Here is a 12571-nt window from a genome sequence, read left to right as displayed (position 1 = left end):
TTCTGTTTTTGCGGTAATTGTTAAGAAAGTTTATTCACCAGCAAGCACAATTTTTAAATCAGGATAATTAGTCTGTAGTTCTTTTTCTAAACCAATAACATGAGAAGCTCCCACAATAACAATATTACGTTCTGAATCTGAAGCCATAACTTGTTCTCCTATGTTTTTTGCCATTCTCATATTACGCTCATTCCAATAACGTTCACCTTCTGTACAACCTTCTGTTTTTACAGCGACATAGGTAAATGAACTAGATTTATGTAATTGTTCTAATGATTTTCTTCTATTAGTGTGTTTTCCTAATCCTCTAAAAATAGCAGGAATTATAGCCGAATTGTATGCCTTTTTATTCATTTTGTTGTTAATGGCATTATTACCGTTAGATTGTCCTTCTTTACCACATTTAGTCCAAGCCTCATGATATTCTTCATTGGTTCGTTGGTCGTCCATAGACGTCAATAATTTTATATTTTGATGTAATGCGAGTTTAAAAGTAAGGTCGCCATCTTCATGTTGTGTTGGTTTTTTTGAGCCTTCAACACCATATTTCTTTATATAAGTATAAAATTCATGATTAGCATTATCTCTATTATAGGCAAACGTAGTAATCATAAAATCTAAGTCTTCAGTTGTCATATCTGAAAAAGATTTTTCTAGAATAGAATTATACGTTTTAAGATTTGGTGTAAATACCTTTTGAATAGAATCAGATAAATAATAAAAAGCTTTATAGTTTTTAGACCAGCCATCTTTTAAATATTCCCAACTTAAGGTGTCATTTCCGCTTGGGCTTTCGACATAAATTGCAGTAGGGTTATATTTTTTGGCACGTCTTAGCATTGGTTTGTAACTGCGCTTTACAATATTTGGAACAGTATGCATTGTGCCTACAATTAAAATTTCTTTTTGTGAATCTTGTGCATTTACATTTAGTGTTGAAATACATAATGCGATAATAAAAGTGATTAGCGTTTTCATAATTAATGTGTTTTTGGTGTTAAACTTTCTTAGAGCAAACTTAATTATGAAATGGCTCAAAACTCAATAATAATAGGTGTTTGGGGTGAAATGACCTTAGTTTGTGGTAGAATTAATGGTCGCTTTTATATCTTTTTGATAGGTTTTAGAAATAGGGACTTCTATATGGTGATTTAGTATTACATAAAGCTTACCGTTTTCTGTTTTCCATTGTTGGAAATGAAACGGATTAATAAGATATGAACGGTGTGCACGACGCAATTCTGGAAATTCATCTGCAATAACTGAAAGTTTATTTCTAATTAATGTTTTCTTCAAGTCATGTCCCGATAGATAAAAAACTTCGATGTAATTATCTGAAGATTGAATGCTAATGACTTCATTTAGCTGTAAGCGTAACCCTTCATAATTACCTTCGCCTTTAATTTCAATTTTTTGATCTTCTAATTGTTTTTCATAATATTTTCCAAATCCAAAACGGCCAATTAATATAATAGGCAATATGGTAGCAATTGCAGGAAGAAATATAGTTGCAAGCATATAACCTAAGGTGTTAGGATTAGGCTCATTGGCTACCACGATGAATAAATAATAGCATCGCGCAATAGCAATGCTAACTATGGAAAAGGTAATAATAAATGTTAGTTCGCTAAAAATGTTCCATTGATTTTGAAACTTACGATATAAATAGCTCTGAAAAGGTAAGAACAACAAATAGCAAAAGCCAGTAACTAAACCATAACCAGGTAAATAAATTAGTTTCTCATTGTTTGGTAATTCGCTAACATCTAAAGGTTCTGTGAAGTACAAAAATATAAAGACCCAAAGTGCCAGTAGCAAACTAATTATAATATGATGTTTTATTAACGGATCAAAGGGGTAAAGTCTTTTCAAATTTCAAGTTTTGAACTATAAAAGTAAGCATTGCTTTTGGAATCGTCAATAAAATTACGTTCTTGTGATTATGTTTGACAAGCGCTACTATTATCTTATTAAAATACAATATTTAGGCTATCGTTTTCATGGTTGGCAAAAGCAACCTGATGTAAAAACGGTTCATTTAATGATAGATCGTACATTAAAGTATATTCTTCAAGACATACGATTTAAGACTTTAGGTGCCGGCAGAACTGACGCTATGGTCTCGGCCAACGAAGCAGCTTTAGAATTATTTATTTACAACGAACCTATTCAAGATTTTGAGGAGTTCTTAGGTTTATTTAATCATAATTTACCTCAAGATATACGTGCTTTATCCATAGAGGAAGTCGATAAAACGTTTAATATTATTCAAGATTCTAAGTTAAAAGAGTACCATTATGTGTTTTCTGAAGGTCAAAAAAATCATCCATTTTGCGCACCAATTCTCACTACAATTCTAGAGCCTCTTGATGTTGATCTTATGAAACAAGGTGCCAAATTATTTGAAGGTACTCACAATTTTAAAACCTACTGTTATCGTGCTACAGATAAAGGTGAGTATATTAGAACCATTGAATCCTCAGAAATAGTCAATAATGATATTTACACGGCTAATTTTTTTCCAGAAAAATCGTATGTTTTTAAAGTGGTTGGAAAAGGGTTTATGAGAAACCAAATCCGACTAATGTTTGGATGTTTAATAAAATTGGGTAGAGGAGAAGTAACACTTGAGTATATAGAAAACACTTTAAAACACGAAAGCACTGAAGTTATGGATTATATTGCGCCAGCTTCAGGGTTAATATTACATTCTGTAGATTTTGAATAAAAAAAGAAGGCATTAAATTTTTTATTTAATGCCTTCTTTTGGATTTGTTATGATCATTCTCTTTTCAATAAGAAAAAAATGAATTCAAGAATTAATCAGCCACATGATGTTTTGGCTCTTTATCTAAAAATTTTCCGTTTACAGATTCGCCTAAAATGATCACTTCTTTAGAGCGCTCATACATTTTAATAGCGCGATGCATCTGTAATTTAGTACCACTGTATAATTTTACACCTGATCTTGAGCCTTTGTTTCTAATTTCAATATAAAAACCGTCTTTAAGTGCTGTTGGTCTTGTTGCTGGTCTACCCATAAATAATAAATATAATATCTGTTTATAAATTAGTGCATGATAGGGAAAAATATGATAACTCACAAGTTTATTTTATAACATTTATTAATGTAGTTATCCACGTTGTTAAAATCTGTTTAACAATCAGTACTTTACTAAATAAGTATAGCAATATTTTAAGGCTCAATAATTCAAGCTATTTATAAAACAGCTTGGATATCAGTGGGTAGGTTGTGTTAAAGCAAAAAAATAGACTCACAATTTGAATAAGGTTAAAACCTATAGTATAAGAGCTAAAGACAATCATTAATCATTACGATATTTGAATTCTAAGAGTGAAAAGTTCGAATTTAAAACTTAAATACTCAAAATTTATTTCAAATAACAATACAAATATATTCAACATGAAAGAGCAATTTAATACAGCACTAAGCAACCTTGTAGATAAATTAATAGGTTGGTTTAATGCTATTATAGAAAGTATTCCTAATTTAATTTTGGCTATTTTGGTTATGGTTGCAGCATATTTTACGGCTAAATATGTCAGCAGATTAGTCATTAGACTTATTGATAAACGTGTAGAGCAGGAGTCTATTAAAGGAGCCATTTCAAGAGTAAGTGCTGTTATTGTTGTGGCTTTAGGGTTATTTATGGCACTAGGTGTTTTAAATTTAGGCAAAGCCTTAACCTCCTTACTTGCAGGTGCAGGTGTTGTTGGTTTGGCTATTGGTTTGGCACTACAAGGTACATTGGCTAATACCTTTGCAGGACTTATATTATCCTTTAGAAAGAAAATACAAATAGGACATTGGGTTGAAACCACAGGATACTCAGGTGAAGTAATGGATATTAATCTTAAAGATTTTACACTTAAGGAGGCAGATAATAATATTGTTATTATTCCTAATAAAACAATCTTAGATAATCCTTTAAAAAACTATTCTTTAACAACAAAAATGAGAGTGTTTATAGAATGTGGAGTAGGTTATGAGTCTGACTTGGAGAAGGTAGAGCAACTTACCAAAGAAGTTATTGCTAATACGTTTGACCAAGTAGAAACTGCCGAAAATGTAGAGTTTTATTATACAGAATTTGGTGATAGTTCTATAAATTATTTATGCCGATTTTGGATAGATGCAGAAAATATGCTCGAAAAATTAAGAGCTAAAACTAAGGCTATTATTGAGATTAAAAAAGCCTATGACAAAGAAGGTATTAACATTCCATTCCCAATTAGAACCTTACAATTTGATAGTAAATTAGATGTTAATACATCTGATATCAAAGAGACTTTTGCTAAGAACTAGTACTAAACATTCAATTGAGTTAAAACTGATAGGATAAGAGCAAAAGGAATGGCATAAGGATAACGATATTTGCTATATATATTAATCACTAAAAACCAAAAATGATGAAGAAATTAAGTTTTTTATTTATAGCCTTATTTAGTTTAAGTATAATCACAACCAGCTGTAGAGAACAAAAATCTACAGGAGATAAAATTGAAGAAGCAGTAGATGACACAGGAGATGCTATTGAAGATGCTGCAGATGATGTTTCGGATGAAGTTGAAGATGTAGTAGACGACAACAAGTAATATTTCTGATATTTATATAAACAAAGCCATCAATTGAGATGGCTTTTTTTATTTTTATACAAAAAAATAATATGAAGAGTTATCCTGTACCTAAAGACGTCTTTACGTTCTTTAAAAAGTTAGAAAAAAACAACGATAGAGATTGGTTTAATACACATAAACCAGAATTTAAAGCGATTGAAGCTAAAATGAAAATAGCTTATAATCATTTGGGTGAGTTAATGAGTGCACATGATCAGATTGAAAAAATCAAGATATTCAGAATTTATAGAGATGTGCGATTTTCTAAAAATAAATTGCCCTATAAAACCCACTTTGGAGGTTCATTTGCCAGAAAAAAGCCAGAATTAAGAGGTGGTTACTATTTGCATATTCAGCCTAATAACGAATCATTTATTGCTACAGGTTTTTGGGACCCAAACAAAGAAGATCTATTACGTATTAGAAAAGAATTTGAAATGGATGATAGCGAAATCAGAACGATTCTTAATGACAAAACATTCAAGGCTACTTGGGGAAACTTTGTTGGTGATGAACTAAAAACAGCACCTAAAGGTTTTGATAAAGAACACGCAGCTATAGATTTAATAAGAAAAAAACAATTTATATTCACTAAAAAATATACAGATAAAGACGTTCTAGCAGAGGGTTTCCTAAATGATGTTGATGATGCCTTTAAAAAAATTAGACCTTATTTTGACTATATGAGCGATGTCCTTACAACAAACTTAAACGGCGAATCGTTGTTGTAAATTTAAACGGCTTGTAAAACATCAGTTTTAGTAAATACTTGAATACTATCAATTAGTCGTTCCTTAACAATAGTCATCATACGTTTGTTTAAAGAAGATGAATTCTGAATATATAAAGCGTACTCTTCAACCGTAAACTGACCAATAAGCATGCCTTTTACAGCATTTCTGAATTTTGTGTCTTTATGAATCGTATTATCTATATAGGCCAATTGCTTTTCTAAAGAAAGTTCATAAAACACGTTTTTATGTTTCGTAATGTAATTTTTAAAAACGACGATGAGTAAATCGTGTTGAAGTTTTACAATTGGTCGTATCGTTTTATTTTGAAATAACTCTTCAGAACCTATTGTATCATAGATTTTTGCAGATGAAATATTTGGACGAATAGCTAATAAATCTTCGGTTCTAGAAGTCATAATGAGGTTATTAAGGTGAATTCGGAATTAAATTTACTCAATAACTTACCTCGTTTAATTGAAGTGCAATTATCTTGTTAACGTGGTTATTAACAATGGTGATTATTGTATTCAATATTCTAATGCTTTTCTATTTTCAAATAAAGTGATTACACTTATCTTTGAATAAACGCAAATTCATGAAATTCGGAAGTGTCGATAATCCAAGCGATATAGATTTTACTTTACCAGCAGATCATCCAGATACTTTAAAAGTGTTGCAGAACAAACCTTCAGAAAGGTGTAATGTCTTTGTTGGTTGTGCAAAATGGAATAAAGCAGATCTAAAAGGATTTTATCCTAGAGGTACTAAAGACGAATTAGAATATTACTCGCGTCAGTTTAATTCTATTGAACTCAACGCTACATTTTATAGAATATTTCCTCCAGAGCAATTTGCAAAATGGTACGATAAGACTCCTGATAATTTTAAGTTCTTTCCAAAGCTAAACCAAGAAATTAGCCATTGGAAACGGTTGAGTGACACTATTACGCCTATTGTAGACAATTACCTCTACAGTGCCGTAAATTTAAAAGAAAAGTTGGGTTGTGTGTTTCTTCAAATGCATAACAATTTTGCACCAAAAGACTTTAATCGTGTTGTAAATTTTGCAGAGAGTTGGCCAAAAGAAATTCCATTAGCTATGGAGTTTAGACATACCAATTGGTATAACGACAAAGCCGTAGCCGAAGATTTATATCAACTTTTAGAAGCAAATAATATTTCAAATATTATAGTAGATAGTGCTGGCAGACGCGATATTATGCATATGCGTTTAACAAACTCTAGAGCTTTTGTACGTTATGTTGGCGCTAATCATCAAAGTGATTACGCAAGGTTAGATGATTGGGTAGAACGCTTAAAACTATGGAAAGCTAATGGTATTGAAGAAATAGACTTTTTTGTACATCAAAATATCGAAAAAGAATCACCATTACTTTCTGCTTATTTGATAAAACAATTAAATGCCGAATTGGGGACTCATTTAAAAATCCCAAACGACGATTCAGATAGACAACAAAAACTTTTATAAAAACATATTAAGATGGCTAATAACAACAATAAAAATATGAGATTTCATACAAGAAAATGGGTAAAACCCGAAGATTTAAATCCTAATGGTTCTTTATTTGGAGGACAACTTTTAGCATGGATAGATGAAGAAGCTGCGCTTTATACCATCATTCAGTTCGAAAATTCAAAAATTGTTACCAAATTTATATCTGAAATCAACTTTATGAGTTCTGCGGTACAAGGAGATATTGTAGAACTAGGAATTGAGGTACTAAAATTTGGTAAAACATCGCTAACATTAAAATGCGAAGCCAGAAATAAAATGACCAGAGAAACCATACTAACCGTAGATAACATTGTTATGGTTAATTTGGGAGCCGACGGAAAACCTGCACCACACGGTAAAACACAAGTGGAGTATGTTAAAGATAGATTATAAATCTGTTCTTAATTTTTGTTACCTAAGGACAGCTCGTAAATTTCTAAATCAAAATATTTTACAGATGCGAGGACATGGTCAAAGATATCACCTAATATATACTCATAATTTTTCCATCGTTGATCACTGCTAAAGGCATAGATTTCCAACGGAATTCCTTGTGAAGTGGGCTCTAGTTGACGCACCATTAATGTCATATCTTTATTTATGGCAGAATGGTTTTCAATATACGTTTGAAGGTATTTTCTAAACACACCAAAGTTGGTTAGGTTTCGTCCGTTAATTAAAACAGACTTATCTATATTGTGTTGTGCATTATAAGTATTTATTTCGGTAGAGCGTGTTTTTAAATACTCTGAAACCAATTGAATCTTGCTAAAACGTTCAATGTCTTCAGCAGATAAAAAGTTAATGGTAGAGGTCTTTATAATCACAGAGCGTTTAATTCGTCGTCCGCCAGAATCCATCATACCTCTCCAGTTCTTAAACGAATCTGAAATTAAGGCATAAGTAGGAATTGTTGTTATTGTTTTATCCCAGTTTTGAACTTTTACAGTGGCTAAATTAATTTCAATAACATCACCATCAGCACCATATTTCTCAAAGGTAATCCAATCTCCAATCCTTACCATATCGTTTATAGAGACTTGGATGCTGGCTACAAAACCTAAAATGGTATCTTTAAAAATTAAGATTATAACAGCAGAAGCAGCACCTAATGTCGTCGCAAATTTTATAAAAGAGACACCTGTTATAATGGCTAAAATTGAAAATAAGCCAAGAAGCCAAGCAAAAATCATAAAGACTTGTACATAACTATCAATAGGCTTGTCTTTGTAATTAGGTAATGTTTTAAGGTAATCTTTAATAGAACTTAAAAAACTTCTTATAATTTGAAGGGTGAGTACAATGGTAATAATCACCAAGGTTTTTTCGATAATAATATTGGCAGTTTCAAAATCTGAAAATACCTGAGGTACAAATTCAATTAAGATTAACAACGGAATTACATGCGCTATATTTCTTGGTAATTTGTTAGTGATTAGTATATTGTCAAAATCTGTTTTGGTACGTTTAGCTACACTTGCCGAGAACCTCCAAAGTAGACGTTTGGTAATATAATCAACAATAAAGGCTAAAATTAAAAGTGCCAGGAGAAGTCCAAGCATATTAAGATACTTTGCTGTATCTTCAGATAAGCCATTTTCTATTAAAATATCGTATAAGATGTGTTTAATATTAAGCACGTTTAGACTTGTTTAAGTATTTTTTTTCAATATAAAAAGTTCCAAAAGGAATAATAGAAGCCAATAAAACAATCCAAAATGTTCTTGTTGGCCATTTCATGTCTGAGCTAATTAAAACGGCTATTACAACATAAGCCATAAATAAAATACCGTGTGGCATTCCTAATAATTTCACATATTGTGGGTCTTCATATAAATACTTTATTGGAGTAGCAATAAACAATAATAAGATATAGGAAACACCTTCTAGTAAAGCCACAATTCTAAAAACAGGCAATAATTTTAGCATGATATTAAATTTTGTGCAAAAATACTTTAGAATTAAGTAATAAGAGAAGATTTTAACAGCTTTTAAGAAATTTGATAAAACTAAAATTCTATTATTTATATTTAGCAATATCTTTAATCTATTAGCATTTTAATTCATGAGAAAAACTTTAACACTAACACTCTGTTCATTCATCTTATTGTCTTGTGCAACAGCGCAAACGGCAAGCAAGAAAAAAACAAAAAACAACACAGCACAGGTAAAAACACAACCATCTAAAAAAAGCAATGAAAAAATAAAAGATTACGATAAAGTCATTACAAAAGAAGCCATTTCAGATGAAGGGCTATTTGATGTGCATTTAGTGGGAGAGAAGTACTATTTTGAAATCCCAATGGCATATTTAAATACAGATATGTTGTTGGTAAGTCGTTTTTCTAAATTACCTTCAAACTTAGGTGGTGGTTATGTAAATGCTGGTACAAAAACCAATACACGTATGATTAATTGGGAGCGTTTTAAAGATAAAATTCTCATTAAAGAAAAATCATCTAGCGCTGTTGCTGCAGATAGTTTACCTATTAACGTATCTGTAAAGTCTAATAATTACGAGCCCACCTTATATGCTTTTGACATTGCTGCGTTTTCTAAAGATTCTTCTGCTGTAGTTATAGATGTAACCAGCTTTTATGGATCAGATGTGAAAGCCATTAGTGGATTATCGTCAAGATTAAGATCGACTTACAAGGTTAAGAATTTAGATAAATCAAGAAGCTTTATCAATTCGGTTAAGAGCTTCCCGGAAAATATAGAAGTTATACAAGATTTTACCTATAACGCTTCAAACCCTCCAGTAAATACAGGAGATGAAACCATTAGTATACAAATGAATCAATCTATGATTCTTTTGCCAGAAACGCCAATGCAACCACGACTTTATGATGATCGTGTAGGTTGGTTTACTTTAAGTAAATACGACTACAGTAGCGAAGAATTAAAATCGGATAGAAAAACTTATTTAAGACGTTGGAAATTAATCCCAAAAGATATTGAAGCTTATAATAGAGGAGAGTTAGTTGAACCTGTAAAACCTATTGTTTATTATTTAGACCCAGCAACTCCAATGAAGTTTAGGTCGTATATGAAAGAAGGTATAGAGCTTTGGCAAAAAGCTTTTGAAGCTGCTGGGTTTAAAAATGCAATTATTGCAAAAGATCCACCAACTAAAGAAGAAGATCCGGATTTTAGTCCTGAAGATATTAGATATTCTGTAGTAAGATATGTAGCGAGTACCACAAGAAATGCCACAGGACCAAGCGTCTCAGATCCAAGAAGTGGTGAGATTATTGAAAGTGATATTATTTGGTATCATAACCATTTACGTTCGTACCGTAATCGTTACTTATTAGAAACTGGTGCAGCAAATCCGTTAGCAAGAACCTTAAATACTCCAGATGAAGAAATTGGTGAAATGATGAAAATGGTTATTGCTCATGAGGTTGGTCATACTTTGGGTTTACCACATAATATGAGTGCAAGTTACGCTTATGATGTAGAAAGTTATAGAGATGGTGCGTTTACGCAAAAATATGGTATTGCAGCAACCATTATGGATTATGCTCGATATAATTATATAGCGCAACCTGGAGACGAAAATATAAGATTTATAAGACAGTTAGGGCCTTACGATGAATACGCAATTAATTATGGGTATAGATATATTGACGGAGCAAAATCTGCAGACGATGAAAAAGCCATATTAAATGGTTGGGTGATGGAAAAGGCAGGTAATCCTATTTACAAATTTGGAGGTCGCGGTAGTTATGATCCTACAGCACAAACGGAAGATATAGGAAACAATAGTATTAAGGCGAGTACATATGGACTTAAAAATTTAAAGATAGTCGCTAAAAATTTACCAAGTTGGACAAGTGATCAAACAGATAATTATGAAGATTTAGAAGAGCTTTATGGTGAAATGCTTAGCGTATGGAGTCGATATATTGGTCATGTGGTTACACATGTTGGTGGAGTAGTAGAAGAAACTAAAAATCCGTCACAAGGAGGCATGGTTTATAATCCTGTATCTAAAACATATCAAAAGTCGGCAATACAATGGTTGCATAAAAACGCATTTGAAACTCCAACATGGCTAATTGATAAATCTATACTTCAGAATATAAATTATGCTGGTTATACAGATCGCATAAGAAGTTTACAGTCTAGACATTTAAATAATTTATTGCATTTTGAACGTTTAGGAAGGCTAATAGATCATAATGCAATGGATGCTAATAGTTATTCGGCTTTAGAAATGTTAAGAGATTTACGTTCAGGAATATGGTCTGAAGTAGATTCAGGATTGAATGTTTCAGTTTTTAGACGTAACTTGCAGCGTGTGTATTTAGATGCTATGGCAAATTTAATGACCAAAGATTTAGATCCAAATCGCAGCAGACAGTATTACAATGTTAACCAGTCTGATGTTAGAGCTCTGGTTAGAGGTGAGTTAAATATAGTAAAGCGTATGCTTACTTCAGCTTCAAAAACTAATGTAAACACAGAAACCAAATACCATTATAGAGATGGTATCGAACGAATTAATTTAATTTTAGACCCAAAATAATCATGAAAAAAATTATTTATTTAGCCTTACTTCTATGTTTTTCTGCAACAACCATTACAAGTGCGCAATCAAAACCAAGTCAAAAGGAAATATTTGCTTCAACATATCACAGCTCTAAAACAGCTATTAAAGCACAACAATATCAATTTGTAGGTTTAGTTGTTTATAACAATAAAGAAAGACAAAGGTTAGAAGCAGATTCTAATACGCTAAAAATTGAGTCTGATAATATTAGCGGAACACTAAGCTCATTAGGTACTTACACATTTTTAACAGATACCTCAAAGAATAAAATTACAAATTATAAAGCGTCTTTTAATGATGATGCACAAGAAATTGTGATTGAGTTTAATGTAGGTGAAGCTAAGTTTCATATTAATGTTAAAGCTAATGGCAATGCTTTTTTAACCTTAAAGTCTGGTGTTAATAATATTACTCAAACAGGAAAGATTGAAAGGATATAAGTTGTATCTTTGCAACTAGTTTATTGAAAATATACTACACAAGTAACTTTTTTCTTAAGTTATTTTACTAGATTTTAATACGATTCATTGTTAAGTTAATTAACTTGTCTGCATTAGCAATATTTTCATGAGCACACACATATTAATTTTTAAAACAACGAATGGCTAAATCACAACAAACTTTTAGTAAAAGCGAAAAAGAAAAAAAGAGATTAAAAAAGAGAGAGGATAAGCGTAAGAAAATGGAAGCGCGTAAACTCGAGAAAGAAGAAAATGGAACAGGTGGTATTCCTTTGGCTTATGTAGATCATAACGGAAACCTTACAGATACACCTCCAGATCCTTCTATGAAGGTTAAAGTAAAAGCAAAAAATATTGTTATAGGTATTCCTACAAAAGAAGAATCTGACGAAGATCCGTTTGATCCAATTAGAAACGGGAAAGTATCTTTCTACGACAGTTCAAAAGGTTTTGGTTTTATTATAGATACAGAAACTAACGAAAAGCACTTTACACACGTCAGTGGTATTATTGATGAAATTGCAGAAAACGACAAGGTTACTTTCGAGTTAGAGAAAGGACAACGTGGTATGAATGCCGTTAGAGTAAAACTAGTTAAATAGTATACCTTAAATATCATATATAGAACCATCATAATTAATACTTATGATGGTTTTTTTATACT

The 12571-nt window shown here is 31.4% G+C and carries 15 protein-coding genes; 9 read left to right on the top strand and 6 right to left on the bottom strand.

Annotated elements, in window-relative coordinates; genetic code table 11:
- Positions 1-30: 30 nt before the first annotated feature.
- Together VDP25_RS09630 and VDP25_RS09625 are read right to left on the bottom strand one after the other, a co-directional pair.
- Complete coding sequence (locus VDP25_RS09630) at positions 31-978, bottom strand: DUF5694 domain-containing protein (protein ID WP_334469213.1); 948 nt, start codon at positions 976-978, stop codon at positions 31-33.
- 96 nt (positions 979-1074) lie between these two features.
- Complete coding sequence (locus VDP25_RS09625) at positions 1075-1872, bottom strand: LytTR family DNA-binding domain-containing protein (protein ID WP_334469210.1); 798 nt, start codon at positions 1870-1872, stop codon at positions 1075-1077.
- Positions 1873-1942: 70 nt separating this feature from the next.
- On the opposite strand from VDP25_RS09625, the gene truA reads away from it, so the two are divergent.
- Complete coding sequence (gene truA / locus VDP25_RS09620) at positions 1943-2728, top strand: tRNA pseudouridine(38-40) synthase TruA (RefSeq protein WP_334469207.1); 786 nt, start codon at positions 1943-1945, stop codon at positions 2726-2728.
- 91 nt (positions 2729-2819) lie between these two features.
- Here truA and VDP25_RS09615 read toward each other — a convergent pair whose 3' ends face one another.
- Positions 2820-3041 carry a hypothetical protein gene (locus tag VDP25_RS09615; RefSeq protein WP_215925694.1) on the bottom strand — a complete coding sequence of 74 codons (222 nt, stop codon included), beginning with the start codon at positions 3039-3041 and terminating at the stop codon, positions 2820-2822.
- 383 nt (positions 3042-3424) lie between these two features.
- Here VDP25_RS09615 and VDP25_RS09610 point away from each other — a divergent pair, with 383 nt between their 5' ends.
- From VDP25_RS09610 to VDP25_RS09600, 3 genes are all read left to right on the top strand, one after another.
- Complete coding sequence (locus VDP25_RS09610; protein ID WP_334469202.1) at positions 3425-4327, top strand: mechanosensitive ion channel family protein; 903 nt, start codon at positions 3425-3427, stop codon at positions 4325-4327.
- 101 nt (positions 4328-4428) lie between these two features.
- Entirely contained in the window at positions 4429-4617 is a 189-nt protein-coding gene (locus tag VDP25_RS09605; RefSeq protein WP_334469199.1) for a hypothetical protein, read from the top strand.
- Between the two features lie 71 nt (positions 4618-4688).
- Positions 4689-5369, top strand: a complete 681-nt coding sequence (locus tag VDP25_RS09600; RefSeq protein ID WP_334469197.1) for a DUF2461 domain-containing protein — start codon at positions 4689-4691, stop codon at positions 5367-5369.
- 2 nt (positions 5370-5371) lie between these two features.
- Here the strand turns inward: VDP25_RS09600 and VDP25_RS09595 are convergent, their stop codons facing one another.
- Positions 5372-5788, bottom strand: coding sequence for a glyoxalase (locus VDP25_RS09595; protein ID WP_334469195.1), 417 nt, complete (start codon positions 5786-5788; stop codon positions 5372-5374).
- A gap of 179 nt (positions 5789-5967) precedes the next feature.
- Between VDP25_RS09595 and VDP25_RS09590 the strand changes: the two genes are divergently transcribed.
- Positions 5968-6861 carry a DUF72 domain-containing protein gene (locus tag VDP25_RS09590; RefSeq protein ID WP_334469193.1) on the top strand — a complete coding sequence of 298 codons (894 nt, stop codon included), beginning with the start codon at positions 5968-5970 and terminating at the stop codon, positions 6859-6861.
- A gap of 36 nt (positions 6862-6897) precedes the next feature.
- Positions 6898-7281: an acyl-CoA thioesterase gene (locus VDP25_RS09585; protein ID WP_215926074.1), complete on the top strand. Its 384-nt coding sequence runs from the start codon at positions 6898-6900 to the stop codon at positions 7279-7281.
- 8 nt (positions 7282-7289) lie between these two features.
- On the opposite strand, the gene VDP25_RS09580 is transcribed toward VDP25_RS09585, so the two are convergent.
- Complete coding sequence (locus VDP25_RS09580; protein ID WP_334469191.1) at positions 7290-8528, bottom strand: mechanosensitive ion channel family protein; 1239 nt, start codon at positions 8526-8528, stop codon at positions 7290-7292.
- Complete coding sequence (locus tag VDP25_RS09575) at positions 8521-8817, bottom strand: DUF3817 domain-containing protein (RefSeq protein ID WP_334469188.1); 297 nt, start codon at positions 8815-8817, stop codon at positions 8521-8523. Before VDP25_RS09575 ends, VDP25_RS09580 begins: the two co-directional genes overlap by 8 nt.
- 136 nt (positions 8818-8953) lie before the next feature.
- Between VDP25_RS09575 and VDP25_RS09570 the strand changes: the two genes are divergently transcribed.
- From VDP25_RS09570 to VDP25_RS09560, 3 genes are all read left to right on the top strand, one after another.
- Positions 8954-11422, top strand: coding sequence for a zinc-dependent metalloprotease (locus VDP25_RS09570; RefSeq protein WP_334469185.1), 2469 nt, complete (start codon positions 8954-8956; stop codon positions 11420-11422).
- Between the two features lie 2 nt (positions 11423-11424).
- Entirely contained in the window at positions 11425-11886 is a 462-nt protein-coding gene (locus tag VDP25_RS09565) for a hypothetical protein (protein WP_334469183.1), read from the top strand.
- Between the two features lie 161 nt (positions 11887-12047).
- Positions 12048-12509: a cold-shock protein gene (locus VDP25_RS09560; RefSeq protein ID WP_334469181.1), complete on the top strand. Its 462-nt coding sequence runs from the start codon at positions 12048-12050 to the stop codon at positions 12507-12509.
- Positions 12510-12571 lie beyond the last annotated feature (62 nt).

The sequence above is a fragment of the Winogradskyella sp. ECml5-4 genome (assembly GCF_036903175.1).
In the GTDB taxonomy this organism is placed as follows: Bacteria; Bacteroidota; Bacteroidia; order Flavobacteriales; family Flavobacteriaceae; genus Winogradskyella; species Winogradskyella damuponensis.
The sequence above is the reverse complement of the archived record's forward strand: the minus strand, read 5'-3'. Positions and strand labels throughout refer to the sequence as shown.

Excerpts from the sequence above, each read along its gene's own strand:
- VDP25_RS09575 (WP_334469188.1), bottom strand. The coding sequence starts at position 8,817 with ATGCTAAAATTATTGCCTGTTTTTAGAATTGTGGCTTTACTAGAAGGT.
- VDP25_RS09600 (WP_334469197.1), top strand. The coding sequence starts at position 4,689 with ATGAAGAGTTATCCTGTACCTAAAGACGTCTTTACGTTCTTTAAAAAG.
- VDP25_RS09595 (WP_334469195.1), bottom strand. The coding sequence starts at position 5,788 with ATGACTTCTAGAACCGAAGATTTATTAGCTATTCGTCCAAATATTTCA.
- VDP25_RS09570 (WP_334469185.1), top strand. The coding sequence starts at position 8,954 with ATGAGAAAAACTTTAACACTAACACTCTGTTCATTCATCTTATTGTCT.
- VDP25_RS09610 (WP_334469202.1), top strand. The coding sequence starts at position 3,425 with ATGAAAGAGCAATTTAATACAGCACTAAGCAACCTTGTAGATAAATTA.
- truA (WP_334469207.1), top strand. The coding sequence starts at position 1,943 with ATGTTTGACAAGCGCTACTATTATCTTATTAAAATACAATATTTAGGC.
- VDP25_RS09565 (WP_334469183.1), top strand. The coding sequence starts at position 11,425 with ATGAAAAAAATTATTTATTTAGCCTTACTTCTATGTTTTTCTGCAACA.
- VDP25_RS09590 (WP_334469193.1), top strand. The coding sequence starts at position 5,968 with ATGAAATTCGGAAGTGTCGATAATCCAAGCGATATAGATTTTACTTTA.
- VDP25_RS09615 (WP_215925694.1), bottom strand. The coding sequence starts at position 3,041 with ATGGGTAGACCAGCAACAAGACCAACAGCACTTAAAGACGGTTTTTAT.
- VDP25_RS09560 (WP_334469181.1), top strand. The coding sequence starts at position 12,048 with ATGGCTAAATCACAACAAACTTTTAGTAAAAGCGAAAAAGAAAAAAAG.
- VDP25_RS09605 (WP_334469199.1), top strand. The coding sequence starts at position 4,429 with ATGATGAAGAAATTAAGTTTTTTATTTATAGCCTTATTTAGTTTAAGT.
- VDP25_RS09585 (WP_215926074.1), top strand. The coding sequence starts at position 6,898 with ATGAGATTTCATACAAGAAAATGGGTAAAACCCGAAGATTTAAATCCT.
- VDP25_RS09630 (WP_334469213.1), bottom strand. The coding sequence starts at position 978 with ATGAAAACGCTAATCACTTTTATTATCGCATTATGTATTTCAACACTA.